Raw genomic sequence first — 24,483 nt, 5'->3', positions numbered from 1 at the left:
GCGGCGCACATCACGGTGAACAAGAACGCGATCCCGAACGATCCGGAGAAGCCGTTCGTGACGAGCGGCATCCGCCTCGGTTCGCCGGCGATGACGACGCGCGGCTTCGGCACGGCGGAAGCCGAGCAGGTCGGCAACCTGATCGCCGACGTGCTCGAGAACCCGGAAGATGCAGCGACGATCGAGCGCGTGCGCGCGCAAGTGGCCGAGCTGACGAAGCGTTTCCCGGTCTATCGCTGATCCGGCATGCGCTGCCCGTTCTGCCGGCATGAGGACACGCAGGTCGTCGACTCGCGCGTGTCCGAAGATGGCGCCGCGATTCGTCGGCGCCGTCGTTGCTCGGCTTGCGACAAGCGCTTCACGACGTACGAGCGGGTCGAGCTGAACCTGCCGGCCGTCGTGAAGAAGGACGGCAGCCGCACGGAATTCGACCGTCGCAAGATCGTCGCCAGCATGCAACTCGCGCTGCGCAAGCGGCCGGTTGCGGCTGACGCGATCGACGCGGCGGTCGCCCGCATCGAATATCAGCTGCTCGCAACCGGCGAGCGTGAAGTGCGTAGCGAGAAGCTCGGCGAGCTCGTGATGAACGAGCTGCGCGGCCTCGATACGATCGCCTATGTCCGTTTCGCGTCGGTTTACCGCCGGTTCGAGGACGTTTCCGAATTTGCCGACGTGATCGAAGAGTTCCGTCGCGCGTCCCCCTCCAAGCCTCCGCGTAAGCGCTGACGCGCTGCGTCCGTTCATCGTCTTCTCCGTGGTTCAGTTCGCGCCGATTGTGTCGGCTGCGATCGCACGTCGCCAGTCGGCCGTTCGGCCAATGGCGCGCGTTCGCTCGCGTCGCTACAGTCGACGCATCACGTTGACGGAGGGCGATCGCGATGGGACTGCACCGGCAGGGTGTTGAAAAACGCATGCGATGCGGCGGCTTCACGCTCGTCGAGTTGATGGTCGCGATCGCGCTGGCAGCCGCGATCGGACTTTACGCCGCACCCGCATTCGATCAGTGGCGCATGCGCGAACGCGTGGAGGCCCGCGCGCTCGCGCTGCTCGGTGCGCTGTCGTTCGCGCGCACCGAGGCGACGCGTCTCGGCGTGCGTGTCACGCTGTGCAGGGCCGGGCGCGATGGCGACTGCGTGCGGCACGGCGAGCGGTGCGATCCGGCGGAATGGTCGTGCGGCTGGATCGTCAGCGGGCAGTTCGACGGGCAGTCGCGCGTGCTGCGGCGCTATCCGCGCGATGCCGACGTCGCTATCGCGGGCGCGGCGCACGATCTGGCATTTGCGCCGTCGGCAGGCCAGGTGATCGGCGGGATCCGGCGTTTCGAATTGCGTCCGCAGCGTGCGCTGCCCGGCGATGACGCACGCGTATCGCGCTGCATCCGGATCGCGGCGGGCGGTCGGGCACGCGTCGTCGCCGGTCGTTGCGACGCGGCATGACGTGCGCACGCAAGTCGATGCGCGGCACGTCGCTGCTCGAAGCGGTGCTGGCCATCGCGTTGCTCGCAACCGTGATGCTGGCCGTGGCCGGCAGTCAGCTCGCGATGACGCGCACGCAGCGGGCGACGATCTGGCGTGAACGCGCGCTGTGGCTGGCCGACGCTCGCATCGAGCGCCGGCGCGCGGCGACGGGCGCCGACGACGGCATCGCGGCGCTCGCGGCTGCATCGCTGCCCGGCGGCACGATGACGCTCGACGATGGACCGGCCGGTGTCCGCTACGTGGTGGTCGGCTGGCGCGACACCAACGCCTACGCGGCGACTTCCACGCGATGTGAAGGTGCGGGCGCTACGGTCAAGCCGGCGTCGTGCGTGCGGATACCGTTTCGGGAGGCCCATGCCGATGCGGACGAACGCTGATCGCCGCAGCCGCGCGCATACGCTGCTCGAAGTGCTGATCGCGATGACCGTCGGCCTGCTCGTGCTTGCCGCGGCCGGTGCGCTGTACCACGCCCAGCGCATCGCGCAGCGGCGCGCGGAAGACGGGTTCCGGATGCGCGATGCGGCCGCGACCGCGCTGATGCTGATCGGCCAGCAGATCCAGATGGCCGGGTTTCGTCCGCTCGATGTCGAAGGGGCGTCATCGCTGCCGCCGGTGTTCGGTTGTTCCGCGGGGCGCGTGCGAGGCGATGGCGCGCAGGTGCGCTGCGAAGCCGTGCGCGCAGCGTCGGATGCGGTGCTGGTTCGGTATGTCGGCGATGCCGTGTCGACGTGGCTGACGGTCGGTGCACAGGTGTCGGATTGTCTCGGGCAGGGTGTCGGCGCTCCCGGTGAGCGGTCGCTCGTGGAAAACCGTTTCGACGCGCATGTCAGCCCGTCGACGGGCGAGCCCGAGTTGTACTGCGAGGGAAGCGGGCGCCCGGGTACGCCGCAGCCCGTCGTGTCCGGCATCGATCAGCTGCGGGTCCGTTACCTGCGTCGCGCAGGCGCGCGGTTCGTCAACGCGGAGGCGATGGGTGCCGGCGACTGGCACGATGTCGTCGCCGTGCATGTATGCGTGCGGGCGCGTGGCGAACCGATTGACGGGCCCGCGCGTCATGTCGATTGCGACGGCCGCACGGCCGTTTCGCGGGACGATCGCGCGCATCTGGTGCTGCATCGAATCGTCGCGTTGCGCAATGCCGCGGTCGCATTCGCGGATCCCGTCCGTGACGCGGCGCAGGACCACGAGGTAGCGCGATGATCCATGCAACCGAATTCGTCGGCGAGCTTGCGATGCGAATCGCGGCCGTCCGCGCAAGGGGGCGCATCGTTGCTTTCTTCGACTCGCAACATGCGGTGAGGGCCTCATGCTGAGCGGAAGAACGACGCGCGCACGCTTTCCATCCGCCAGCCGCGGCTGGCGTCGCGACGCGGGCCTTGCATTGCCTGCCGTGATCGCTGTCGGCGCGGCGGTCGCCGCGCTGACCGGCACATGGTTCGAATCCGCGCTGACGGAATCGCGCCGCACGCGTGCATTGTCGGACCGGTTGATTGCATTTCACGCGGCCGACGCAGCACTGGCAGCCTGTACCGCGCGATTGCTCCGCGGCGGGGCGCCGTACATGGACGAACCGCTATCACCCGGCGAGCCGGATGCATGGCGGCGTACGCCCGCGCTGGGCGTCGACGATGCATTCGCACCGTTCGCCTCCTGGCCGATGGCGGCCCAGCCGCCGCGTTGCCTGATCGAGGCCTGGCGAGGCGTCGGTCCGCAAGGGAGTCGCGCTTACCTCGTCACCGCGCGTGGTGTCGGCGGCCATGCGTCGAGCGTGGTCTGGCTGCAGAGCCAGGTCGCGCTGCGCGACGGACGCATTGTGGCGCAGCGCTGGCGTCGCGTCGCGGCGGTGCATCGATGAAAGCGCCTGGATTGCTGCGCCGGTCGGCGGCGTTCACGTTGCTCGAACTGATGATCGTGCTTGCGATCGTCGCTGTGCTGGCCGCGTGGGGCGTCCCGTCGTATCGCGAACATGTCGCGCGCATGCATCGCGCGTCCGCGGTTGCCGCGCTGTATCGCGCCGCTCAATATCTCGAAACGCTCGACGGCCCGGCGCCGCAGACGTTGCCGGATGCATACGCACAGGCACCGCCGGACGGGCAGGCGATTTACCGCGTGGGGCTGAAACGATCGGTCGGCGACGATGCGCAGGTCGTCTACGAACTCGTTGCGAACCCGCTCGAGGCAGGCCCGATGCGTGCCGATGCATGCGGCGCATTCACACTGCGTTCGGACGGCACGAAAGGCAATACGGGATCGAGCGACGCAGCGTCCGAGACACTGGGGCGGACATGCTGGGGCGTGCGCTGATCGCCCGATTACCCGATCGTCCGATCACGCACGGAAAACGCGCACCGCCGGATGGCCGTGCACGCCCGTCGTTGCGTATCAGTCGTCGTTCGCGGCCATTGCGCGTTCATCGCGCGACTGTTTCCAGATCCGGTAGAACTCCCACGCGGCGAAGCCGACGGTGCCCCACTTCAGCGCGGGGCCCGCGCTCGCGCGCAGCAGCGATCGAATGGGTTTCGCCAGCACGAGCGACGCGAGCGAACTCAGCATCGGATACTGGTTGACGAGCTGGCCGAGGTTCGCGTTCAGGTTCTTGGCGGACTGGCTCAACTTGCCGCTCGACAGGCCGGGGATGAACACCTTGAGCCAGCTGAAGCGCGTGACGGCGTGGCGCATTTCGGCGGCGGCTTCGGCAAGCTCGAGCCGCTCGACCTCGGATCGCAGGATCAGCAATTCCTTGCGGAGCGCGCGATGCTGCGACGCGCTCCACTTCGATCGCGACGAATGGGGGCGGGGCGAGTGGCCCGTGACGTTCTGGCTCATGGCGCGTCGGCGAAGTAGGTGAGAGGGGTGAACGCGACTGCGTTCACGGCTTGCCGCGGAAAGCCTCGCGGTCTTTCTCGAGCTCGGCGAGCGTTGCTTCGAACACGGTCGGCGCCTCGCGCAGGCCCGTGCGCGCCTTCAGCGCACATGCGATACCGGCGATCGCGTACAGCGCGGTGATGACCGCGAGCGATTGCCACCGGTAGGTGTCCCAGAACGCGATCGTGACGAGCACGGTCAGGCTGATGAGCGCCATCGTCGCGAGCATCATGGCCGCGAGCCCGAGGAACAGCACGCCCATCAGGCGTTCCTTCTCCTCGGCGAGTTCGATGCCGACCAGTTCGAGGCGCGTCTGCAGCAGGCCGATCGCGGAGCCGACGAAGCGGCGCAACGGTCCCTGGCCGGACGGCTGCGAGTGGGTGTCTGTCGTCATGAATAAGGCGCTTGCGCGCGCAGTGAGCGTCTAGGTCAAAGCTGGCCGGCGGCGAACCGCCGGCCGGCTTCGGCGCCCATGTGCCGCACCGGGCGGCGCATGGGGCGGAACGGCGCCGAGCGCGTTACTTGCGGTTGATCAGCAGGCCGATCAGCACACCGACGCCGGCGGCGACGCCGATCGACGTCCACGGATGCTCGTGCACGTAGTCGTCGGTCGCGCGCGCGGCCTTCTTGCCTTTCTCGACCACCACGACCTGGACGTCGGTTGCCTTTTCCTTGGCCTGCTTCAGGCGCGACAGGGCTTTTTCGCGCAGTTCCGCCGCACGGTCGCCCGTGCTGCTCGCCGCTTGCTTGAGCAGATCCTCGGCGTCCGCGAGAACGGTTTTGATATCCGACATCAGTTTCTCCTTGTTGATTTCCGACATTGCAACTCCCTTCATGCTGTCATGCTGCAGGTTCACATCCTAGCGAAACGCCTGCCCGCTGGCGAGCCGGGACAAATAAACGGCGGCAGTGCAAGACTGCATGGTAAACGACTCGTAATCGTCAACAGAGCTTCAGACGATACGAAAAGTTTCCCTGGACGCCATTCGTGCCGCGCCGCCACCCGGCAAAAATGACAAAAAAGTATGAATATCAAACGTAATAATCGTTCGCATGTCTCATTGCTTCCCGTAAGCTGATGGACTGTCCCGCGCCATCCAGCGCGCGGTTTCAACCAGCATCGTTCGAGGAGGGAACATCATGAGTCTGCGTCTTGGCGACATCGCACCGGATTTCGAGCAGGAATCGAGCCTGGGCCCCATCAAGTTTCACGAGTGGCTGGGCGACAGCTGGGGTGTCCTGTTCTCGCACCCGGCCGATTACACGCCGGTGTGCACGACTGAACTCGGGCTGACCTCGAAGCTGAAGGGCGAATTCGAGAAACGCAACGTGAAGGTGATCGCGCTGTCGGTCGACGGCGTCGAATCGCACAAGGGCTGGATCAACGACATCAACGAAACGCAGTCGACCGTGGTCGGTTTCCCGATCATCGCCGACGCGGACCGCAAGGTTTCGCAGCTGTACGACATGATCCACCCGAACGCGAACGAAACGCTGACGGTGCGCTCGCTGTTCGTGATCGATCCGAACAAGAAGGTGCGGCTCACCATCACCTATCCGGCCAGCACCGGCCGTAACTTCGACGAAGTGTTGCGCGTGATCGACTCGCTGCAGCTGACCGACAATTACAAGGTCGCGACGCCCGGCAACTGGAAGGACGGCGACGACGTCGTGATCGTGCCGTCGCTGCAGGATCCGGAAGAGCTGAAGAAACGCTTCCCGAAGGGTTTCAACGCCGTGCGGCCGTACCTGCGCCTCACGCCGCAGCCGAACAAGTAAGGAGCGGCTGCCGCCTCGGCGGCGCGTGACGAACGCGCGTCGATGAAAACGGCCCGCCCGGCAGCGATGCCGGGCGGGCCGTGTCGTTTCAGCGGCGACGATGCGACGCGAAGGGCGCCGCGCCGGGCAGGCGAATGATCAGAAGAATGCCTGGATGCCCGTCTGGGCGCGGCCGAGGATCAGCGCATGGATATCGTGCGTGCCTTCGTACGTATTCACCACTTCGAGGTTCACGAGGTGGCGCGCGACGCCGAATTCGTCCGAGATGCCGTTGCCGCCGAGCATGTCGCGCGCGAGCCGCGCGATGTCGAGTGCCTTGCCGCACGAGTTGCGCTTCATGATCGACGTGATCTCGACGGCCGCCGTGCCTTCGTCCTTCATCCGGCCGAGACGCAGCACGCCTTGCAGGCCGAGCGTGATTTCGGTCTGCATGTCGGCGAGCTTCTTCTGGATCAACTGGTTCGCGGCGAGCGGGCGGCCGAACTGCTTGCGGTCGAGCACGTACTGGCGCGCGGTGTGCCAGCAGGACTCGGCTGCGCCGAGCGCGCCCCAGGCGATCCCGTAGCGCGCCGAGTTCAGGCACGTGAACGGGCCGCGCAGGCCGCTCACGTCCGGCATCAGGTTCTCTTCGGGCACGAACACCTCGTCGAGGACGATCTCGCCGGTGATCGACGCACGCAGCCCGACCTTGCCGTGGATCGCCGGCGCCGACAGTCCCTTCCAGCCCTTCTCGAGAATGAAGCCGCGGATCGCGTCCTTGCCGTTTTCTTCCAGTTTCGCCCACACGACGAACACGTCGGCGATCGGCGAGTTGGTGATCCACATCTTCGCGCCGGACAGCGAATAGCCGCCGGGCACCTTCTTCGCGCGCGTGACCATGCTGCCCGGGTCGGAGCCGTGGTTCGGCTCGGTCAGCCCGAAGCAGCCGATCCATTCGCCGCTCGCGAGCTTCGGCAGGTATTTCTGCTTCTGCGCGTCCGAGCCGAATTCGTGAATCGGCACCATCACGAGCGACGACTGCACGGACATCATCGAGCGGTAGCCGGAGTCGACGCGCTCGACTTCGCGCGCGATCAGCCCGTAGCTCACGTAATTGAGACCGGGGCCGCCGTATTCTTCAGGAATCGTCGGGCCGAGCAGGCCGATCTCGCCCATCTCGCGGAAGATCTCGGCGTCGGTGCGCTCGTGGCGGAACGCTTCGGTCACGCGCGGCGCGAGCTTGTCCCGCGCGTACGCGTGCGCGGCATCGCGCACCATCCGCTCTTCTTCGGTCAGTTGCTGGTCGAGCAGCAGCGGATCGTCCCAATGAAAAGTTGCAGCAACCATCGTTTCATCTCCTGTCGGCCCCGGGTTGGCGCTTCGCCGCCTGGCCCGATGTCTAAAGTTCGCTTGACTCAGGTTCCGCTGTGCGGAACAATGTTTTGCAAAACGAACCCAGTGTAGCATCAGATGACGCTTTCAACCATCGACGAAACCACGATCGACGAACGCAAGTTCGTCGTTGCGCTCGCGCGCGGGCTCGACCTGCTGCGCGCCTTCCGGCCCGGCGAGACGATGCTCGGCAATCGCGACTTCGCGGAGCGCACCGGGCTGCCGAAGGCGACGGTGAACCGGCTCGCCTACACGCTGACCGTGCTCGGCTACCTGCGCTACGACGAGACGCTCGGAAAGTATGCGCTCGACGCCGGCGTGCTGTCGCTCGGCTACGCGCTGCTGTCCGGCTCGGGCACCCTCGATCTCGCGCGGCCGCACATGCAGGCGCTCGCGCGCGAGATCGGCGCGGCCGTGTCGCTCGGCTGCCGGGACGGGCTCGACATGATCTATCTGGAGACGATCCGCAGCGAAACGGCGCTGACGCTCGGGCTGGCGCCCGGCTCGCGGCTGTCGATGCTGACGAGCTCGATGGGGCGCGCGTACCTGGCCGTGCAGCCGGAGGACGTGCGCCGCGCGCTCTACGCGGATCTGCACCGGGCGGCGGGCGGCGCGGCCGATGCGGATGCACTCGTCGCGGCAGCCCAGGACGCGGTGGCCGAATTCTCCGCGGGCGGATGCTGTTATTCGTTCCGCGCGTGGCACATGGACGTGAACGCGGCGGCCGTGCCGTTTCGCGAGCCGCGCGAGGGGCGCTGGCTGATCCTGAGCTGCAGCGGGCCTGCGTCGTCGATGGACGAGGACGTGTTCCGCACGCAGGTCGGGCCGAAGCTGAAGGCGCTCGCGCAGCGGCTCGGGCAGACGGGCTGAAACAGGCCCTGCGCGGCGTGTCGCCGGGGCGCCCGGGCACGCGAGCGGGCGCGCCGACATCCCGATCCTCACCGCTACCCGCTCGCTGAATCGAATCCACGATCCTGCGCGGCGCTCCCCGCGCGCCGGCAGCCACACCGCCAATCAGGCCGTGACGACCTTCGCGAACACCGGCCCCTGCATGAACCGCACGTCGTGCTGGCGCAGCAGCTCGCACTGCGTCTCGTCGACGACGCCGTCGAAAATCAGCGGAATCCGCACGCGCTGCGCATACGCGACCAGCGCCTTCACCATCCCGTCGCGCAGCGCGATGCCCGCATCCATCTTGATGTAGTCGGGTCGCGCCATCTCCGATTCGACCGCGAGGATCCGGCCCGGGTCGGGCAGCTTGTCGGCGACCTTGAAGCCGTGATGCTGGTAGCTGCGCGTCAGGTAGCCGAGGAAGGTCTTGTGCGCGACCGCGACGGCCGGCAGCTCGATCACGATCCGCTCGGTCGGCAGCCCGAAGCGCTGCAGCACCGACGAGAAATGCTTGCCGTGGTCGTACTTCACGCTCTTGAGCAGCCGCTCGTGCACGCGCAGGAACAGCAGCCCGTGACGTTGCGCGCCGAAGAAGTTGATCGCGTGCAGCGCGCGCGACAGCCGGTCGATCGCGACGAGTGTCTGGTCGTCGACGGCCGAATCGACCGGGTCGTGCGGCGTGCCCGTGACCAGCGTGACGGCCTGGAAGCCGAGTTCGTCGCCGTAGCGCTCGATCGCGTCCGCGAACGACGTCGACTGCGGCGCGCCGGGCATCGTCACGTCGTAGATCGGTTCATAGGCGCTCGCGAGCGTGCGCTCCGGCAGATTGGCGCACGCGGTGCCGCCCTCGGCGAGCGCAAGGTGTTCACGCAGATACGGCAGTTGCCCGGCACGGACGACCAGCTCGGGAATGTTGGGCGGAATCATCGGCGTGGGAAGGAAAAAATGGCGGCCGAAAGGGCCGCCTCATCTCTCGATATTAGCAGCGCGAGCCCGGCTCGGCTTGGCGTTTCGCTCATATGGTTATCCCGTTCCGGAACCGGCGGCTAGGGTTTACGTTGATTTCACTATTCGTAATTGGTTTTACTATTCGTAAATCCAAGAATATGTCGCCGATCAAGAAAAGCGGCGTTCGGGCGCCCGCAGCGGTGCCGTTTCCCGAATCGGATCAACAGGAAGCAAGGAGCGAGACGTGGCGGTTGACAGGAAGTGGACGGAACAGGGCGGGCCGCGGCGGCGGCGGGCAACGGGCATGAGCGGAACGACGCTGCGCGCGCCGGCATGCGCACGGCAGGGTTGAGGAGCGGATGGCGACCATGAGCATCGATTACCAGACGCTGAAGTTCGACTACCGGCCGCGCGCGACGCGCGCCGCCGGCGATGACGCGACCCTCCACCCGGTGATCGTCGTCGGCGCGGGCCCGGTGGGCCTGTCGGCCGCGATCGACCTGGCGCAGCAGGGCGTGCCGGTCGTGCTGCTCGACGACGACGACACGCTGTCGACGGGCTCGCGCGCGATCTGCTTCGCGAAGCGCACGCTCGAGATCTTCGACCGGCTCGGCTGCGGCGAGCGCTTCGTCGACAAGGGCGTGAGCTGGCATGTCGGCAAGGTGTTCCTGCAGGACGAACAGCTGTATGCGTTCGACCTGCTGCCGGAGGAAGGCCACGCGCGTCCCGCGTTCATCAACCTGCAGCAGTACTACGTCGAAGGCTATCTGGCCGAGCGCGCGTTCGCGCTGCCCAACCTCGACATTCGCTGGAAGCACAAGGTGACGGGCGTCGCGCAATCGGCGGAACACGCCACGCTCACCGTCGAGACGCCGGAAGGGATCGAGACGCTGCGTGCGCAATACGTGATCGCGGCCGACGGCTCGCGCAGCCCGATGCGCGCGGCGATGGGCCTCGAGAGCCGCGGCCGCACGTTCAAGGACCGCTTCCTGATCGCCGACGTGAAGATGAAGGCGGAATTCCCGACCGAACGCTGGTTCTGGTTCGATCCGCCGTTCCATCGCAACCAGTCGGTGCTGCTGCACCGTCAGCCCGACAACGTGTGGCGCATCGACTTCCAGCTCGGCTGGGACGCCGATCCGGTCGCCGAGAAGCAGCCGGAACGCGTGATCCCGCGCGTGCGCGCGCTGCTCGGGCCGGACGTCGAGTTCGAGCTCGAATGGGTGAGCGTCTATACGTTCCGCTGCCAGCGGATGGACACGTTCCGTCACGGCCGCGTGCTGTTCGCGGGCGATTCCGCGCACGGCGTGTCGCCGTTCGGTGCGCGCGGCGCGAACAGCGGCGTGCAGGACGCGGACAACCTCGCGTGGAAGCTGAAGCTCGTGCTCGACGGCCGCGCTGACGACCGCCTGCTCGACACCTACGCGAGCGAGCGCGAGTTCGCGGCCGACGAGAACATCCGCAATTCGACGCGCTCGACCGATTTCATCACGCCGAAGAGCGCGGTGTCGCGCGTGTTCCGCGACGCGACACTGAAGCTTGCGCGCGACTGCGAATTCGCGCGCAAGCTCGTGAACAGCGGCCGCCTGTCGGTGCCTGCCGTGCTGACCGATTCGCCGCTGAACACGCCGGACCGCAACGGCGACGCGTTCGCGTGCGCGATGCGGCCGGGCGCGGCGGCGGCCGATGCGCCGGTGCGCGCGCAGGGTGCGTCCGGCTGGCTGCTGCGGCATCTGGGCGACGGCTTCGCGGGCATGCTGTTCGGGCTGCCGGGCGACGCCGCCGCGCTCGCGCAGGCGCTCGACGGCCTCGCGCTGCCGGTGCGGCCGGTGCTGGTCGTGCCGGCCGGGCACGCGCAACCGGTGGCCGGCGTCGACGTCGTGGAGGACGTCGACGGTTTCGTCGCGCAACGCTACGACGCGAAGCCCGGCACGTTCTACCTGCTGCGTCCCGACCAGCACGTCTGCGCACGGATGCGCACGCTCGAGCGCCAGGCGATCGCCGACGCACTGGCGCGCGCGACCTGCGCACGCGCAACCGCGCATTGACCACGACAACGATACCGGAGACACCCGTCATGCCCCGACTCGACACCCGCCCGCGCCTGGCCGATCCGGACGCGTTCTACGAAGCGCTGATCGACATGCATCGCGACCTGTCGGACGCCGACAGCCAGCTCGTCAACGCGAAGCTGATCCTGCTGCTCGCGAACCAGATCGGCGACGCCGACGTGCTGCGCGAAGCGATGGCGCTCGCGCGCCAGGGCGTGACGCCGCCCGTGCATCCGGCCGCCGAGGCGGCGCAATGAGCGCGGCGCCGGCCGACGCGCGCGTGCTCGAAGTCGAGCGCGTGATCGACGACACGCATCGCCCGGGCTTTCACTGGATGCTGCTCGTGTTGTGCGGGCTGTGTCTCGTGATCGACGGCTTCGATGCGCAGGCGATGGGGTATGTCGCGCCGAGCGTGATCGCCGAATGGGGCGTGCCGAAGCAGGCGCTCGGGCCCGTGTTCAGCGCGAGCCTGTTCGGGATGCTGCTCGGCGCGCTCGGGTTGTCGGTGCTGGCCGACCGGATCGGGCGGCGCCCGGTGCTGATCGGCTCGACGCTGTTCTTCGCGGTGACGATGCTCGCGACGCCGTTCGCGGGTTCGATCCCGGTGCTGATGGCGCTGCGCTTCGTCACGGGCCTCGGCCTCGGCTGCATCATGCCGAACGCGATGGCGCTGGTCGGCGAGTTCAGCCCGGCCGCCCATCGCGTGAAGCGGATGATGATCGTGTCGTGCGGCTTCACGCTCGGCGCCGCGCTCGGCGGCTTCATCAGCGCCGCGCTGATTCCGGCGCTCGGCTGGCGCTCGGTGTTCTTCGTCGGCGGCGCGGTGCCGCTGGTGCTGACGCTCGCGATGTTCGCGCGGCTGCCCGAATCGCTGCAGTTCCTGGTGCTGAAAGGGCGCGACGCGCAGGCACGCGCCTGGCTCGCGCGCTTCGCGCCGCAGGCCGGCATCGACGCGAACACGCGCCTCGTCGTGCGCGAGCGCGCGGCGAGCGGCGCGCCGGTCGCCGAGCTGTTCCGTCATGGCCGCCTGCCGGTCACGCTGCTGCTGTGGGCAATCAGCTTCATGAACCTGATCGACCTGTACTTCCTGTCGAACTGGCTGCCGACGGTGATGCGCGACGCGGGCTATTCGCCGGGAACGGCGGTGATCGTCGGCACTGTGCTGCAGACGGGCGGCGTGATCGGCACGCTGTCGCTCGGCTGGTTCATCGAACGCTACGGCTTCGTGCGCGTGCTGTTCGCGTGCTTCGCATGCGCGGCCGTGTCGGTGGGGCTGATCGGCTCGGTCGCGCATGCGCTGCCGTGGCTGCTGCTCGTCGTGTTCGCCGGCGGGTTCTGCGTGGTCGGCGGGCAGCCGGCCGTGAACGCGCTCGCGGGCCAGTATTACCCGACGTCGCTGCGCTCGACCGGCATCGGCTGGAGCCTCGGCATCGGCCGGATCGGCTCGGTGCTCGGGCCGCTCGTCGGCGGACAACTGATTGCGCTCAACTGGACCAACGGCGCGCTGTTCCATGCGGCCGCGGTGCCCGTGCTGTGCTCGGCGCTGTTCGTGCTGGGCCTGGCCGGCGTCACGCGGCGCAGCGGGGCGCAGGCGCCGAACGCCGCCTTGAATTGATGGAGAAAGGAAACGATGACGCTTGACCTGTCGAAACCGGCGACCGCCGGCTACCTGAGCGGATTCGCGAACGAATTCGCGACCGAGGCGCTGCCCGGCGCGCTGCCGCACGGCCGCAACTCGCCGCAGCGCGCGCCGTACGGGCTGTATGCGGAGCAGCTGTCGGGCACCGCGTTTACCGCACCGCGCAGCCACAACCGCCGCTCGTGGCTGTACCGGATCCGGCCGGCGGCCGTGCACCGGCCGTTCGAGCCGTTCACGGGCCCGCAGCGGCTCGTGTCGGAATTCGGCGATTCGGCCGACGTGCCGCCGACGCCGCCGAACCAGCTGCGCTGGGATCCGCTGCCGATGCCGGTCGAGCCGACCGATTTCGTCGAAGGGCTCGTGACGATGGCCGGCAACGGCTCGGCGGCCGCGATGAACGGCTGTGCGATCCACCTGTACGCGGCGAACCGCTCGATGCAGGACCGCTTTTTCTACAGCGCCGATGGCGAGCTGCTGATCGTGCCGCAGCAGGGGCGGCTCTTCATCGCGACCGAATTCGGCCGGCTCAACGTCGAGCCGTTCGAGATCGCGGTGATTCCGCGCGGCGTGCGTTTTTCCGTCGCGCTGCCGGACGGCGATGCGCGCGGCTACATCTGCGAGAACTTCGGCGCGCTGCTGCGCCTGCCGGACCTCGGCCCCATCGGTTCGAACGGCCTCGCGAACCCGCGCGATTTCCTCACGCCGCAGGCCGCGTACGAGGATCGCGAGGGCGCGTTCGAGCTGGTCGCGAAGCTGAACGGGCGCCTGTGGCGCGCGGACATCGGCCATTCGCCGTTCGACGTCGTCGCGTGGCACGGCAACTACGCGCCGTACAAATACGACCTGCGCCTGTTCAACACGATCGGCTCGATCAGCTTCGACCATCCCGATCCGTCGATCTTTCTCGTGCTGCAGTCGCCCAGCGACACGCCGGGCGTCGACACGATCGACTTCGTGATCTTCCCGCCGCGCTGGCTCGCGGCCGAGGATACGTTCCGCCCGCCTTGGTTCCACCGCAACGTCGCGAGCGAGTTCATGGGGCTCGTGCACGGCGCGTACGACGCGAAGGCCGAAGGCTTCGTGCCGGGTGGCGCGAGCCTGCACAACTGCATGTCGGGCCACGGGCCGGACGCGGACACGTTCGAGAAGGCGTCGGCGAGCGACACGACGAAGCCGCACAAGGTCGACGCGACGATGGCGTTCATGTTCGAAACCCGCACGCTGATCCGGCCGACGCGCTATGCGCTCGACACCGCGCAGCTGCAGGCCGACTACTTCGAATGCTGGCAAGGCATCAGGAAACACTTCAATCCGGAGCAACGATGAGCGATACCCAAGACTGGCGCGCGACGCTCGACCCGGCTCGCAAGAGCTGGGTCGAGACGGCGAACGATCCCGCCTGCGATTTCCCGATCCAGAACCTGCCGTTCGGGATCTTCAGCGATGCGAAGCAACCGGCGCGCCGCGCGGGCGTCGCGCTCGGCGACCAGATCGTCGACCTCGCCGCGCTCGCGCGTGCGGGCCTCGTGACGCTGCCGGCCGGCGCCGACGTGTTCGCCGCGCCGACGCTCAATGCGTTCATCGCGCTCGGCCGCGATGCGTGGCGCAGCGTGCGTGTGCAACTGTCGACGCTGTTTTCGCGCGACGACGCGCGACTGCGCGATGACGCCGCGTTGCGCGCGCAAGCGCTCGTCGCACAGCGCGATGCGACGCTGCACCTGCCGGTCGACATTCCCGGCTACACCGATTTCTATTCGTCGAAGGAGCATGCGACCAACGTCGGCTCGATGTTTCGCGATCCGAAGAATGCGCTGCTGCCGAACTGGTCGGAGATGCCGATCGGCTACAACGGCCGTGCGTCGTCGGTGGTCGTGAGCGGCACGCCGGTGCGGCGCCCGAATGGGCAGCTGAAGCTGCCCGACCAGGAGCGTCCGGTGTTCGGCGCGTGCCGCAAGCTCGACATCGAACTGGAGACGGGCTTCATCGTCGGCCGCGGCAATGCGCTCGGCGAGCCGATCGCGTGCGAGGATGCCGAAGCGCACATCTTCGGGATGGTGCTGCTGAACGACTGGAGCGCGCGCGACATCCAGCAGTGGGAATACGTGCCGCTCGGCCCGTTCAACTCGAAGGGCTTCGCGACGACGATCTCGCCCTGGATCGTCACGCTCGACGCGCTCGAACCGTTTCGCGTCGCGCAGCCCGAACAGTCGCCGCAGCCGCTCGCGTATCTGCGGCACGCGGGCAAGCATGCATTCGACATCGCGCTCGAAGTGACGCTGCGCGCCGAAGGTGCGCCCGAAGCGACGTCGATCTGCCGCACCAACTTCAGGCACATGTACTGGACGATGGCGCAGCAGCTCGCGCATCACACGGTCGCAGGCTGCAACACGCGCGTGGGCGACCTGATGGGTTCGGGCACGATCAGCGGGCCGACGAAGGATTCGTTCGGCAGCCTGCTCGAACTGACGTGGAACGGCAAGGAGCCGCTCGCGCTGAACGGCGGCGGCAGCCGCGCGTTCATCGAGGACGGCGACGAGCTCACGCTCGCCGGGTGGTGCCAGGGCGATGGTTATCGCGTCGGCTTCGGCACCTGTGCCGGCAAGATCCTTCCCGCGCGGGGCGCGTGACGGATCGCGGCGCGACATGTAGCGCGTAGTCCGGAAGGACAGGGCGGCCCGCATTAAGTGGGCCGTTTTCGTTTTGTCGGCGGGGTGTGGCGCGTGTGCGCCCGTCAGACCGCGCGCTGCAACGCGGCGCGTCGTTCCCACAGCGCTGCCGCGACGAACGCGGCGACGCAGACGACCAGCACGCCGATCAGCGCGTTGCTGCCGAGTTGCTCCATCAATGCGCCGGCGACCAGCGGACCGCCGAAGCTCGCGGCGCTCCACGACGCCGACACGAGCGAGCTCGCGGTGACGAGCGCCGCGCCGCGAAAGCGTTCGCCGCACGCGACGAGCGACAGCGTGTAGATGCTGCCGGCCGCCGCGCCCAGCACGAACAGCAGCGGCCAGCATAGCCACGGGTTCGCGATCACGAACGGCAGCAGCGGCAGGCCTGCGAGCACGATCCAGCCGGCGCCGAGGTGCACGCGTTCGCGGCCGAGCTTGTCCGCGAGCCAGCCGATCGGGAACTGCATCGCGGTGTCGCCGAACAGCATGATCGACGCGAGCAGCACGGCGGTCGCGCTCGCGACGCCGTGATCCATCGCATAGAGCGGCAGCAGCGACAGCGCGAGCGTATCGAACAGCGCGAAGAAGCCCGTGCCGATGATCAGCGCGGGCATGCGCGGCAGCACGGCGAACCAGCTGTCGTGCGCTGCGTGATGTGCGTCGTCGCCGGCGAGCGGCGCGCGCCGGATCGTCGCGAGCGCCGGCAGCGCGAGCAGGAACAGCGCGCCGCACAGCGCGAAGCGGATGCGCGTCGCGCCGGCGATCTGGCTGACGAGCACCGGGCCCGCCATCTGGAACAGCGTGAAATTGGTCGCGTAGATCGCGACCACGCGGCCGCGTGTCGAGTCGTCGGCGAGCTGGTTGACCCATGCCTCGCCGATCGTGAACAGCAGCATCAGCGCCGCGCCGCACAGCACGCGCAGCGCACCCCACACGATCAGGTTCGACGTGAACTGCATCAGCGCGGTGGCCGCGGCGAGCAGCACGACCGACACGACGATCGCGCGGCGCGCGCCGATGCGCCGTGCGAGCGCGGTGACGAACGGGACGATCGCGAGGCCGCCCAGGGCCTGCGCGGCCGTCAGCATGCCGACGACGTTGGTGCCGTGTCCGGCTTCGGTCAAGGCGAGCGCGGTGAGCGGCATCGTGGCGCCGGTGCCGAGACCGACCACCGCGACGCTGAGGATCAGCGCGAGGAAATCACGATTGAGAATGGCTTTCATCGGCCGCGATGCTACACCGTGGCCCCTGAAAGGTCCATGAAGGCCGTCAGGATCGAATGGGGTTGCGTGCGCAACGATCGCGGCGGCGCGCGGGCGCGGACGCGCGCCGTGCCGCCGCGCACGCGTCATACGTATCCGGTCGGCCCGCTCACCGGGCGGCGTTCGAGCGACGCCGACCACAACGTGAGCGCGAGCGCGGCGACCGCCATCGCCGCACCGACCCACGGCAGGTTCACGAGCGACACGCCGGATCCGATCGCCATCCCGCCGAGCCAGGCGCCCGTCGCGTTGCCGAGGTTGAACGCGCCCTGGTTCAGCGTCGACGCGAGGTTCGGCGCGTCGCTCGCGCGATCGACGATCAGGATCTGCAGCGGCGGCACGATCGCGAACGCGAGGATGCCCCAGACGAAGATCGTCGCGAGTGCCGCGAACGGCAGGTGCATCGTGCCTGCGAACAGCGCGAGGACGATGCCGATCAGCGCGAGCGTCGCGATCAGCGACGGCATCCGGCGCCAGTCGGCGAGCTTGCCGCCGAGCGTGCCGCCGACGGTCAGGCCGAGACCGAACAGCAGCAGCACGTAGGTGACCTGGCGCGGCGAGAAGCCCGTCACGTCCTCGAGGATCGGCGTGATGTACGTGAACACGCTGAACAGGCTCGCCGACGCGAGCACGCTGATGCCGAGCACCATCAGCACCTGCGGGTGCTTCAGCACGCTGAATTCGCGCGTGATGCTGCTGTCGGGCATCGCGAGGTGCTTCGGCAGGCACACCGCGAGCGCGGCAGCCGCGGCGATGCCGATGCCGGTGACGGCCCAGAACGTCGCGCGCCAGCCGTACGCCTGGCCGAGCGCGGTGCCGAGCGGCACGCCGAGCACGTTCGCGAGCGTGAGGCCGGTGAACATCAGCGCGATCGCCTGCGCGCGGCGGTTCGGCGCGACGAGGTTGCTCGCGACCACCGAGCCGATCCCGAAGAACGCGCCGTGGCAGAACGCCGTGACGACCCGCGCGGCCATCAGCACCGCATAGCCGGGCGCGATCGCGCAGAACAGGTTGCCCGCGATGAACAGCCCGATCAGGCCCATCAGCGCGCGCTTGCGCGGCATCTTCGCGGTGACGATCGCGAGGATTGGCGCGCCGATCGTCACGCCGAGCGCGTAGCCCGACACGAGCATCCCGGCGGCCGGGATCGACACGCCGAGGTCGCGGGCGACGTTGGGCAGCAGCCCCATGATCACGAACTCGGTGGTACCGATTCCAAATGCGGCGACGGCAAGGGCGAAAAGAGGTAATGGCATCGCGGTGGGCTACGGAAAAGGCCGCGGCCCGAGATCGGCGCGGCATGCGCGGAAGGGGCGAGGCGCGGAGATGTCAGCCGCGATTCTACTTCAGTGAAAACCCCTATGCTCGGGGTCAAAATGGTTGTTGCCGGCGTGCGACGGGTGGCGGCCAAGGTGCGCCCAAAGTGTGGGATTGGGCGGTGCTCAGTGCTCAGTGCTCGGCGCTCGGCGCTCGGTGGCAAGGCAAGGGCGAGAGCGAGGGCGAGGGCGAGAGCGAGGGGAGGCGTAATATCGGGTCGGAGCAAGACCGGCGAAACGGCCGTTCCGCGCCTCGTGCATCCCGTCAGCGGTCGGACAGGGCGCCGGCGGGTGTCGAGCCGGAGCGGTCGTCGGGTGCGGCAAGCTCGGGCGACGGCGACGATCCGCCGGTCGCGCCGGATGCTGCATTGCCCTCGGCGACCCCGGCCGCCGACGCATCCCAGCCGTTTTCGAACAGGCACGCCTCGATCGGCATCCGCGCGGCCCACCGCTCTTCCTCGAGCATTGGCTTCGCATAGAACGCGTCGACGTGCCCGACGCACAGCACGGCGATCGGCTTCGCGCCGGCCGGCATGCCGAGCAACGTGCGCAGCGCGTCGACATCGAACAGCGACACCCAGCCCATCCCGAGCCCTTCGGCGCGCGCGGCGAGCCACATGTTCTGGATCGCGCAGGCGGCCGACGCGAGGTCCATCTCCGGCAGCGTGCGGCGGCCGAACACGTGGCGCTCGCGGTCGTCGGTCAGCGCGACGACCAGCAGTTCGCCGCATTCGCGCACGCCTTCGACCTTCAGCCGCATGAATTCGTCCTGCCGCTCGCCGAGCGCGTCGGCGGTCGCGCGGCGCTCGGCCTCGACCAGCGCATGGATCGCGGTGCGCAGCGCGGGATCGGTGATGCGGATGAAGCGCCACGGCTGCATGAAGCCGACGCTCGGCGCGTGGTGCGCGGCGCGCAGCAGCCGCGCGAGCGTGGCCGGATCGACGGGTGCCGGCGTGAAGTGGCGCATGTCGCGCCGTTCGAAGATGGCGCGGTAGACCGCGGCAATGGCGGAGTCGTCGAAACGCATGAGCGGCAGAAGCAGGGGGAAGTCGGCGCAACGATAGCAGACGCCGCGCGCGCAGCGTTACATCAGTCGAAATAAATTGACGAATCGTTGATGGATCGCGTGCGCTCAGGCGCTGCGCCAACGCCGTGCGGAACGACGTGGCTCAGCGCCCCGTCGTGACGACGTTGGTCGGCGTGCCGGCGTGCCACGCCTCGATGTTCAGCAGCGTCGTGTGCGCGATCTCGGCGAGCGCCTCGCGCGTGAAGAACGCCTGGTGCGACGTGACGATCACGTTCGGGAACGTCAGCAGGCGCGCGAGCACGTCGTCCTGCAGCGGCAGGTCGGAGTGATCCTCGAAGAAGAGGCCGCTCTCCTCCTCGTACACGTCGAGCCCGAGGTGGCCGAGCTGCCCGCTCTTGAGCGCGTCGATCAGCGCCGGCGCATCGACCAGGCCGCCGCGGCCGGTATTGATCAGCATCGCACCGTGCTTCATCCGCGCGAGCGTCTGCGCGTTGATCAGATGGTGCGTCGACGGCAGCAGCGGGCAGTGCAGGCTGATGATGTCGGCATGGTGCAGCAGTTCGTCCAGCTCGACGTAGCGCGCGCCGTACGCGATCAGCTCCTCGTCGTACGGCGGCATCGAGTGTGCGAGCACATGCATCCCGAAGCCCATCATGATCTTCGCGAACACGCGGCCGATCAGGCCCGTGCCGATCACGCCGACCGTCTTGCCGTGCAGGTCGAAGCCGAGCAGGCCGTTCAGCGAGAAGTCGCCTTCGCGCGTGCGTGCGACCGCGCGCGGCAGCCGGCGGTTGAGCGCGAGGATCAGCGCGACCGCGTGTTCGGCGACCGCATGCGGGGAATACGCGGGCACCCGCACGACCGCGATGCCGAGCCGCTCGGCGGCCGCCAGGTCGACATGGTTGAAGCCGGCCGAGCGCAGCGCGATCAGGCGCGTGCCGCCGTCGGCGAGCCGTGCGAGCACGGCCGCGTCGACGGTGTCGTTGACGAACGGGCAGACGACCTCATAGCCGTGCGCGAGGATCGCGGTTTCCGCGTCGAGGTGCGACGGCTGGAAGTGCAGCCGATAACCGAATGGCCGATTGGCGGCGGTGAACGATTCGTCGTCGTACTGCCGGCTGCTGAACAGGATCACACGCACGCTGCACCTCCGATGGCTGTCGCGTGCAGTTTACTGCAGGCCCGTCTGCCGGCCCGCGACGATCTCGGCGCGATCGGGCGTGTGCAGGAAGCCGTAGCCGGTTCGCTCGCGGGCCGCCTGCGCGCCGAAATGCTCGAGCGCATGCTCGACGAAGCTGCGCGTGCGGGCCGGCACGTACTGGCGGTTCGGGTAGACGAGCGACAGCTGCGCGTCCGGGTCGTCGATCCGGTAAGCGGGCAACAGCCGCACCAGCGTGCCGGTGGCGAGTGCATCGGCGACGCTCGGCTCGGGCAGTACCGCGATGCCGGACCCGGCGACGGCTGCCGCCTGCACGAGCGCCAGCTGGTTGACCGTGCAGGTCGGGCGCACCGTGACCGAATGCGTGACGCCGTCGTGGCCGACCAGCCGCCACGCGGGCGCATGCTGGTGCGGCGCGAGCGCGACCCAGTCGTGGCCCGGCAGGTCGTCGGGTGCGCGCGGCTCGCCGCGCCGTTCGAGATAGGCGGGCGCCGCGCAGGCGACGAACGGGTTCGGCGTGAGCGCGTGGCCGATCAGCGTCGGGTTGCCGTCGAGCCGGTTGCCGGTCACGATGCCGACGTCGTAGCCCGAATCGAGCACGTCGAGCGGCCCCTCGGCGACGGTGAGCTGCACGCGCAGTTCGGGGTAGCGGTGCCGGAAACTGCTGACGAGCGGCGTCAGCGCGAGCGGCGACAGCAGGCCCGATGCGACGACGCGCAGCGTGCCGGCCGGCTCGCGCACGGCGTGCGCGACGGATGCCTCGAGGTGGTCGAATTCCTCGAGCAGCGCACGGCAGCCGTCGAGGTAGCGCAGGCCGGCCTCGGTCAGCGACAGGTTGCGCGTGGTGCGGTGGATCAACCGCGTGTTCAGGTGCGACTCGAGCATCGCGATCGAGCGCGTGACGAGCGCGTTGGACACGCCTAGATGGTGCGCCGCGCGCCGGAAGCTCTGCTGCTCGGCGACGCAGACGAACACACGCATGGTCTGAATCTGGTTCATGGCTCGCGAATTTCTGGCCCGGTTGATTGATTTTGGTTGGGATTTTTCGTCAAACGACCTGGAAAACCGTCGCGCCACCCCCGGGTCTCGTTCGTCTCGAAAAATCGGTTTTCGATTCTGCAGACGATTGTTCATTACGGAAGCGATATCGTCAACCTGAGAAAAGGGGCGGCTTGCGTAAAATCGAAATCGCGGGTATCGATTTAACGGATCGGCGGCGCTGGTATGCACCTGGGTTAGTCCGGCGTGTATTCGGAAGGTCCGCCTTGTATTTTAATATTGCTCATATAAATCAATATGTTGATGCGGTCTGGATGCGACGTCGTGCGGTAATGGGTGAAATCGCTCACCAATAGATGCTGCGATAGTGGATGTTTTTGTGCCGGTCTGGTTTTCGTGTGCCGATGCCAGTCGCGCGATTTTTATCGTGGTGACCGGTATTCCGGTAGATGCATGCGGCATGCTGAACTCGGGCGTCAGGATGCGCATCTCAATATTGCCGGAGAAAATCGCGGGCATCGACCGTCCGTTGGAACCGTTTCGCATGCGGCCGGCAATGCCACGGCAATACGAAACCCGGTCGTGCGGCGCGGGCGCGGCCGGCTGGCCCGGTCCGTCGACCGGGCCAGCGTCACGCTGTCCGGGCGCGCGTGCCTCTTGCGCACGGGCGCGGAACGCGGAATGATCGATCAGTTCGCCGTGCCGTGCGGCGAACGACGTCCGAGCGTTTTCTCCGTTCCTCTTTTACCAGCCATGTCCATCGATTACTCGCCGATTCCCTGTCCCGTCGTCGTGCCGCTCGACGCGATCCTGCCCGAAGAACCGCTGCTGATGATGGGGGCCGGCCCGGTCCCGATCCCGGCCGCCGTCGCGAAGGCGAACACGATCGTGATCAACCACCTCGGCGCGACGATGGCGAAGATCATCGAGCAGGTGAAGGAGATGGCGCGCTACGTGTTCCAGACCCGCACGAAGTGGGTGCTCGGCGTCGCCGGCCCCGGTTCCGCCGCGATGGAAATGGCGATCTCGAACCTCGCGTGGCGCGGCACGCGCGTGCTGTCGATCCGCAACGGCTTCTTCAGCGCGCGGATGGCCGAGATGGCCACGCGCGTCGGCGCCGACGTCGCCACGCTTGAAGTGGCCGACCGCTCGGTCGCGAGCCTCGACGAGATCGCGGACGCGATCGCGCGCGAGCGGCCCGAGATCGTCACGATCGTGCAGGGCGAGACGTCGAACACCGTGTGGAACCGCGAGCTGCGCGACATCGCGGCGCTCGCGAAGGCGGCCGGCGCGCTGGTCGTCGTCGATGCGGTGTGCACGCTGTCGACGATGCCGCTCGAGATGGACGCGTGGGGCATCGATGCGGTGATCACGGGCGGCCAGAAGGGGCTGTCGTCGATTCCCGGCGTATCGCTGATCGCGTTCTCGGACGCCGCGTGGGACCGGATGAAGCAGCGTCCGGAACCGAATGCGCACTGGTGCCTCGACATGGCGCTCGCGGAGAACTTCTGGCACAACGCGGGCTACCACTACACGGCGCCGGTGTCGGGCGTGCTCGCGCTGCACGAGGCGCTGCGGCTCGTCTGCGCGGAGACGCTCGAAAGCCGCTTCGCGCGCCACCTGCGCTGCTCGCTCGCGTTGCAGGCGGGCGTCGAGGCGATGGGGCTCGCGCTCTATGCGCCGAAGGACTGCCGGCTCAATTCGGTGGTCGGGATCGAGACGCCCGAAGGGCTCACGCCCGGGATGGTGTGCGGCCATATCTCGAAGCAGTACCAGGTCGAGATCTCGGGCTCGTTCGGGCTGCCGATCGTGCGGATCGGGCAGATGGGCGAACAGTGCCGCGAACACAACCTGTTCCGCACGCTGCATGCGTTCGGCCGCACGATGATCGACCTGAAGGTGCCGGTGGACCTGCCGGCCGGCGTGGCCGCGCTCGAGCAGGAATTGTCGCAGCGGGGCGCGTAAGCAGGGAGACGGTGATGCGTGCCGGGTGCGCGCTGCGCCAGCCGGCACGTTGAAGGTGCGCGCGGGGCTCAGCCGCCCTGCATCGCGCGCCGGTACGCGTTCGGCGTCGTGCCGTGCGCGTCGCGAAAGCGATGGCTGAAGTGGCCGGCGTTCGCGTAGCCGCATTCGGCCGCGACCTGCGCGAGCGGCAGCGCCGTCGTGCGCAGCAGCAGGCGCGCCCGCGCGAGCCGCTGCTCGGCCACCCACGCGTGCGGCGCGCGGCCGAACGACAGCCGGAACATCCGCGAGAAGTGATATTCGGACAGCGCGGCGACCTCCGCCAGTTCGCCGAGCGTCAGCGGTTGCGACAGGTAGCTGTCGATGTAGTCGCGCACGCGGCGGCGCACGGCCGGCGCGAGTCCGCCGCGGAACGGCACGTCGGTGCGCGTCGTGCTCTGGCCGCGCAGTAGCAGGCTCAGTACGTCGTGCGCGGCCTCGTTCACGCGCAGCCGCCCGTCGGCATCGTCCCAGCGCTCCAGCGCGAGCGAACGGAACTGCGCCGCGACGCGCGCATCCTCGAAATAGGTGCGGTCGGCGAGCTTCAGCTCGCGCGGCTCGCGATCGAGTTCGCGGATCGCGCGCTGCGTGAAGTGCTCGGGCAGGAAGTACAGGTGGATGAAGTGCATCTCGCCGCGCACCCACCAGCGCGATTCATGGTCCCCCGGCAGCGTGCACAGCAGGCTCGGCGCGCCGTAGCGCGGCACGCGTTCGCGCTCCGTCCGGTAGCCGCCGTCGAGATAGCACGACAGCGTGTGGTGGCCCGGTTGTTCGTAGATCGTCTCGCTTTCGTCGGTGATGCGCGTCCATTCGGCGATCGCGAGATGATCGCCGAGCCACGTGAAGCGCTCGAGCGTCGCGTTCGCCTCGGCGAGCGTGCGGCACACCGACTGCAGGCCGAACGGCATCGCACCGCCGGCAAGGGCGGCGGCGTGATCGGCGGGCGGGGCGTACAGGGGCGGACTCATGGTGCGACGAGTATAAGCGCGCGCGCGACGCGCCGTGCGGCCGCCCGAAAAAGACCGCAA

General features: G+C 68.3%; 26 protein-coding genes and 1 pseudogene. 15 read left to right on the top strand and 12 right to left on the bottom strand.

Annotated elements, in window-relative coordinates; genetic code table 11:
* The 7 genes and pseudogenes from glyA to DIE04_RS11190 all read left to right on the top strand — a co-directional run.
* Nucleotides 1–240, top strand: a pseudogene (gene glyA, locus DIE04_RS11220) (serine hydroxymethyltransferase); the annotation flags it as partial.
* Between the two features lie 6 nt (nt 241–246).
* Nucleotides 247–726, top strand: coding sequence for a transcriptional regulator NrdR (gene nrdR, locus DIE04_RS11215; protein ID WP_006760615.1), 480 nt, complete (start codon nt 247–249; stop codon nt 724–726).
* Nucleotides 727–878: 152 nt separating this feature from the next.
* Nucleotides 879–1,436, top strand: a complete 558-nt coding sequence (locus DIE04_RS11210) for a GspH/FimT family pseudopilin (protein ID WP_124488704.1) — start codon at nt 879–881, stop codon at nt 1,434–1,436.
* The gene (locus tag DIE04_RS11205; protein ID WP_044844097.1) at nt 1,433–1,855 is read left to right on the top strand and encodes a hypothetical protein; all 423 of its coding nucleotides are present in this window, start codon (nt 1,433–1,435) and stop codon (nt 1,853–1,855) included. The genes DIE04_RS11210 and DIE04_RS11205 overlap by 4 nt, the downstream gene beginning before the upstream one ends.
* Nucleotides 1,839–2,678: a PilW family protein gene (locus tag DIE04_RS11200; protein WP_124488705.1), complete on the top strand. Its 840-nt coding sequence runs from the start codon at nt 1,839–1,841 to the stop codon at nt 2,676–2,678. Before DIE04_RS11205 ends, DIE04_RS11200 begins: the two co-directional genes overlap by 17 nt.
* Nucleotides 2,679–2,784: 106 nt before the next feature.
* Nucleotides 2,785–3,333 carry a pilus assembly protein gene (locus DIE04_RS11195; protein WP_124488706.1) on the top strand — a complete coding sequence of 183 codons (549 nt, stop codon included), beginning with the start codon at nt 2,785–2,787 and terminating at the stop codon, nt 3,331–3,333.
* Nucleotides 3,330–3,782 carry a type IV pilin protein gene (locus DIE04_RS11190; RefSeq protein ID WP_124488707.1) on the top strand — a complete coding sequence of 151 codons (453 nt, stop codon included), beginning with the start codon at nt 3,330–3,332 and terminating at the stop codon, nt 3,780–3,782. Before DIE04_RS11195 ends, DIE04_RS11190 begins: the two co-directional genes overlap by 4 nt.
* A gap of 78 nt (nt 3,783–3,860) precedes the next feature.
* Here DIE04_RS11190 and DIE04_RS11185 read toward each other — a convergent pair whose 3' ends face one another.
* From DIE04_RS11185 to DIE04_RS11175, 3 genes are all read right to left on the bottom strand, one after another.
* Complete coding sequence (locus tag DIE04_RS11185; RefSeq protein ID WP_124488708.1) at nt 3,861–4,304, bottom strand: DUF3318 domain-containing protein; 444 nt, start codon at nt 4,302–4,304, stop codon at nt 3,861–3,863.
* Between the two features lie 43 nt (nt 4,305–4,347).
* On the bottom strand, nt 4,348–4,737 hold the full coding sequence (locus DIE04_RS11180; protein ID WP_044844100.1) for a phage holin family protein: 390 nt from the start codon (nt 4,735–4,737) through the stop codon (nt 4,348–4,350).
* 124 nt (nt 4,738–4,861) lie between these two features.
* Nucleotides 4,862–5,164 (bottom strand): YqjD family protein, encoded by a 303-nt coding sequence (locus DIE04_RS11175; RefSeq protein ID WP_044844101.1) that lies wholly within the window; start codon nt 5,162–5,164, stop codon nt 4,862–4,864.
* 319 nt (nt 5,165–5,483) lie between these two features.
* Between DIE04_RS11175 and DIE04_RS11170 the strand changes: the two genes are divergently transcribed.
* Nucleotides 5,484–6,122: a peroxiredoxin gene (locus tag DIE04_RS11170; RefSeq protein ID WP_034182833.1), complete on the top strand. Its 639-nt coding sequence runs from the start codon at nt 5,484–5,486 to the stop codon at nt 6,120–6,122.
* 138 nt (nt 6,123–6,260) lie between these two features.
* Here DIE04_RS11170 and DIE04_RS11165 read toward each other — a convergent pair whose 3' ends face one another.
* The gene (locus DIE04_RS11165; protein ID WP_124488709.1) at nt 6,261–7,448 is read right to left on the bottom strand and encodes an acyl-CoA dehydrogenase; all 1,188 of its coding nucleotides are present in this window, start codon (nt 7,446–7,448) and stop codon (nt 6,261–6,263) included.
* A gap of 123 nt (nt 7,449–7,571) precedes the next feature.
* Here DIE04_RS11165 and DIE04_RS11160 point away from each other — a divergent pair, with 123 nt between their 5' ends.
* Complete coding sequence (locus tag DIE04_RS11160; RefSeq protein ID WP_124488710.1) at nt 7,572–8,363, top strand: IclR family transcriptional regulator; 792 nt, start codon at nt 7,572–7,574, stop codon at nt 8,361–8,363.
* Between the two features lie 144 nt (nt 8,364–8,507).
* Here DIE04_RS11160 and DIE04_RS11155 read toward each other — a convergent pair whose 3' ends face one another.
* The gene (locus DIE04_RS11155) at nt 8,508–9,311 is read right to left on the bottom strand and encodes an EAL domain-containing protein (protein WP_044844104.1); all 804 of its coding nucleotides are present in this window, start codon (nt 9,309–9,311) and stop codon (nt 8,508–8,510) included.
* Between the two features lie 380 nt (nt 9,312–9,691).
* Here DIE04_RS11155 and DIE04_RS11145 point away from each other — a divergent pair, with 380 nt between their 5' ends.
* Genes DIE04_RS11145 through fahA form a run of 5 tightly spaced genes read left to right on the top strand, consistent with a single transcriptional unit; the run spans nt 9,692 to nt 15,649 of the window.
* Nucleotides 9,692–11,380 carry an FAD-dependent oxidoreductase gene (locus DIE04_RS11145; RefSeq protein WP_124488711.1) on the top strand — a complete coding sequence of 563 codons (1,689 nt, stop codon included), beginning with the start codon at nt 9,692–9,694 and terminating at the stop codon, nt 11,378–11,380.
* A gap of 29 nt (nt 11,381–11,409) precedes the next feature.
* Complete coding sequence (locus tag DIE04_RS11140; protein ID WP_044844106.1) at nt 11,410–11,640, top strand: DUF2783 domain-containing protein; 231 nt, start codon at nt 11,410–11,412, stop codon at nt 11,638–11,640.
* Nucleotides 11,637–12,998, top strand: coding sequence for an MFS transporter (locus DIE04_RS11135; protein ID WP_124488712.1), 1,362 nt, complete (start codon nt 11,637–11,639; stop codon nt 12,996–12,998). The genes DIE04_RS11140 and DIE04_RS11135 overlap by 4 nt, the downstream gene beginning before the upstream one ends.
* Before the next feature lie 15 nt (nt 12,999–13,013).
* Nucleotides 13,014–14,348 carry a homogentisate 1,2-dioxygenase gene (hmgA, locus tag DIE04_RS11130; protein WP_124488713.1) on the top strand — a complete coding sequence of 445 codons (1,335 nt, stop codon included), beginning with the start codon at nt 13,014–13,016 and terminating at the stop codon, nt 14,346–14,348.
* A complete protein-coding gene (gene fahA, locus DIE04_RS11125; protein ID WP_124488714.1) occupies nt 14,345–15,649 on the top strand; it encodes a fumarylacetoacetase in 1,305 nt (434 codons plus the stop codon). Before hmgA ends, fahA begins: the two co-directional genes overlap by 4 nt.
* 104 nt (nt 15,650–15,753) lie before the next feature.
* Here the strand turns inward: fahA and DIE04_RS11120 are convergent, their stop codons facing one another.
* The 6 genes from DIE04_RS11120 to DIE04_RS11095 all read right to left on the bottom strand — a co-directional run bounded on the left by DIE04_RS11120 (nt 15,754) and on the right by DIE04_RS11095 (nt 21,973).
* Nucleotides 15,754–16,914: an MFS transporter gene (locus tag DIE04_RS11120; RefSeq protein WP_124488715.1), complete on the bottom strand. Its 1,161-nt coding sequence runs from the start codon at nt 16,912–16,914 to the stop codon at nt 15,754–15,756.
* 125 nt (nt 16,915–17,039) lie between these two features.
* A complete protein-coding gene (locus tag DIE04_RS11115) occupies nt 17,040–18,209 on the bottom strand; it encodes an MFS transporter (protein ID WP_124488716.1) in 1,170 nt (389 codons plus the stop codon).
* 325 nt (nt 18,210–18,534) lie between these two features.
* Nucleotides 18,535–19,296 (bottom strand): 5,6-dimethylbenzimidazole synthase, encoded by a 762-nt coding sequence (gene bluB, locus DIE04_RS11110; protein ID WP_124488717.1) that lies wholly within the window; start codon nt 19,294–19,296, stop codon nt 18,535–18,537.
* A gap of 142 nt (nt 19,297–19,438) precedes the next feature.
* Nucleotides 19,439–20,437, bottom strand: coding sequence for a 2-hydroxyacid dehydrogenase (locus DIE04_RS11105; RefSeq protein WP_124488718.1), 999 nt, complete (start codon nt 20,435–20,437; stop codon nt 19,439–19,441).
* A 30-nt stretch (nt 20,438–20,467) separates the two neighbouring features.
* The gene (locus DIE04_RS11100) at nt 20,468–21,454 is read right to left on the bottom strand and encodes a LysR family transcriptional regulator (RefSeq protein ID WP_124488719.1); all 987 of its coding nucleotides are present in this window, start codon (nt 21,452–21,454) and stop codon (nt 20,468–20,470) included.
* 273 nt (nt 21,455–21,727) lie between these two features.
* A complete protein-coding gene (locus tag DIE04_RS11095; protein WP_124523367.1) occupies nt 21,728–21,973 on the bottom strand; it encodes a hypothetical protein in 246 nt (81 codons plus the stop codon).
* 234 nt (nt 21,974–22,207) lie between these two features.
* Between DIE04_RS11095 and DIE04_RS11090 the strand changes: the two genes are divergently transcribed.
* Nucleotides 22,208–23,419, top strand: a complete 1,212-nt coding sequence (locus DIE04_RS11090; RefSeq protein ID WP_124488721.1) for an alanine--glyoxylate aminotransferase family protein — start codon at nt 22,208–22,210, stop codon at nt 23,417–23,419.
* 68 nt (nt 23,420–23,487) lie between these two features.
* Here the strand turns inward: DIE04_RS11090 and DIE04_RS11085 are convergent, their stop codons facing one another.
* On the bottom strand, nt 23,488–24,423 hold the full coding sequence (locus DIE04_RS11085; RefSeq protein WP_044844116.1) for an AraC family transcriptional regulator: 936 nt from the start codon (nt 24,421–24,423) through the stop codon (nt 23,488–23,490).
* Between the last annotated feature and the right edge of the window lie 60 nt (nt 24,424–24,483).

Source organism: Burkholderia sp. Bp8994 (assembly GCF_003853805.1).
Taxonomy (GTDB): Bacteria; Pseudomonadota; Gammaproteobacteria; order Burkholderiales; family Burkholderiaceae; genus Burkholderia.
Note: the sequence above shows the minus strand (reverse complement) of the source record. Positions and strands in the feature narration are given on the sequence as shown.

What these genes read in the sequence shown, in the direction of transcription:
- nrdR (WP_006760615.1), top strand. Translation starts at nt 247, where the DNA reads ATGCGCTGCCCGTTCTGCCGGCATGAGGACACGCAGGTCGTCGACTCG.
- DIE04_RS11210 (WP_124488704.1), top strand. Translation starts at nt 879, where the DNA reads ATGGGACTGCACCGGCAGGGTGTTGAAAAACGCATGCGATGCGGCGGC.
- DIE04_RS11205 (WP_044844097.1), top strand. Translation starts at nt 1,433, where the DNA reads ATGACGTGCGCACGCAAGTCGATGCGCGGCACGTCGCTGCTCGAAGCG.
- DIE04_RS11200 (WP_124488705.1), top strand. Translation starts at nt 1,839, where the DNA reads ATGCGGACGAACGCTGATCGCCGCAGCCGCGCGCATACGCTGCTCGAA.
- DIE04_RS11195 (WP_124488706.1), top strand. Translation starts at nt 2,785, where the DNA reads ATGCTGAGCGGAAGAACGACGCGCGCACGCTTTCCATCCGCCAGCCGC.
- DIE04_RS11190 (WP_124488707.1), top strand. Translation starts at nt 3,330, where the DNA reads ATGAAAGCGCCTGGATTGCTGCGCCGGTCGGCGGCGTTCACGTTGCTC.
- DIE04_RS11185 (WP_124488708.1), bottom strand. Translation starts at nt 4,304, where the DNA reads ATGAGCCAGAACGTCACGGGCCACTCGCCCCGCCCCCATTCGTCGCGA.
- DIE04_RS11180 (WP_044844100.1), bottom strand. Translation starts at nt 4,737, where the DNA reads ATGACGACAGACACCCACTCGCAGCCGTCCGGCCAGGGACCGTTGCGC.
- DIE04_RS11175 (WP_044844101.1), bottom strand. Translation starts at nt 5,164, where the DNA reads ATGTCGGAAATCAACAAGGAGAAACTGATGTCGGATATCAAAACCGTT.
- DIE04_RS11170 (WP_034182833.1), top strand. Translation starts at nt 5,484, where the DNA reads ATGAGTCTGCGTCTTGGCGACATCGCACCGGATTTCGAGCAGGAATCG.
- DIE04_RS11165 (WP_124488709.1), bottom strand. Translation starts at nt 7,448, where the DNA reads ATGGTTGCTGCAACTTTTCATTGGGACGATCCGCTGCTGCTCGACCAG.
- DIE04_RS11160 (WP_124488710.1), top strand. Translation starts at nt 7,572, where the DNA reads ATGACGCTTTCAACCATCGACGAAACCACGATCGACGAACGCAAGTTC.
- DIE04_RS11155 (WP_044844104.1), bottom strand. Translation starts at nt 9,311, where the DNA reads ATGATTCCGCCCAACATTCCCGAGCTGGTCGTCCGTGCCGGGCAACTG.
- DIE04_RS11145 (WP_124488711.1), top strand. Translation starts at nt 9,692, where the DNA reads ATGGCGACCATGAGCATCGATTACCAGACGCTGAAGTTCGACTACCGG.
- DIE04_RS11140 (WP_044844106.1), top strand. Translation starts at nt 11,410, where the DNA reads ATGCCCCGACTCGACACCCGCCCGCGCCTGGCCGATCCGGACGCGTTC.
- DIE04_RS11135 (WP_124488712.1), top strand. Translation starts at nt 11,637, where the DNA reads ATGAGCGCGGCGCCGGCCGACGCGCGCGTGCTCGAAGTCGAGCGCGTG.
- hmgA (WP_124488713.1), top strand. Translation starts at nt 13,014, where the DNA reads ATGACGCTTGACCTGTCGAAACCGGCGACCGCCGGCTACCTGAGCGGA.
- fahA (WP_124488714.1), top strand. Translation starts at nt 14,345, where the DNA reads ATGAGCGATACCCAAGACTGGCGCGCGACGCTCGACCCGGCTCGCAAG.
- DIE04_RS11120 (WP_124488715.1), bottom strand. Translation starts at nt 16,914, where the DNA reads ATGAAAGCCATTCTCAATCGTGATTTCCTCGCGCTGATCCTCAGCGTC.
- DIE04_RS11115 (WP_124488716.1), bottom strand. Translation starts at nt 18,209, where the DNA reads ATGCCATTACCTCTTTTCGCCCTTGCCGTCGCCGCATTTGGAATCGGT.
- bluB (WP_124488717.1), bottom strand. Translation starts at nt 19,296, where the DNA reads ATGCGTTTCGACGACTCCGCCATTGCCGCGGTCTACCGCGCCATCTTC.
- DIE04_RS11100 (WP_124488719.1), bottom strand. Translation starts at nt 21,454, where the DNA reads ATGAACCAGATTCAGACCATGCGTGTGTTCGTCTGCGTCGCCGAGCAG.
- DIE04_RS11095 (WP_124523367.1), bottom strand. Translation starts at nt 21,973, where the DNA reads ATGCCCGCGATTTTCTCCGGCAATATTGAGATGCGCATCCTGACGCCC.
- DIE04_RS11090 (WP_124488721.1), top strand. Translation starts at nt 22,208, where the DNA reads ATGTCCATCGATTACTCGCCGATTCCCTGTCCCGTCGTCGTGCCGCTC.
- DIE04_RS11085 (WP_044844116.1), bottom strand. Translation starts at nt 24,423, where the DNA reads ATGAGTCCGCCCCTGTACGCCCCGCCCGCCGATCACGCCGCCGCCCTT.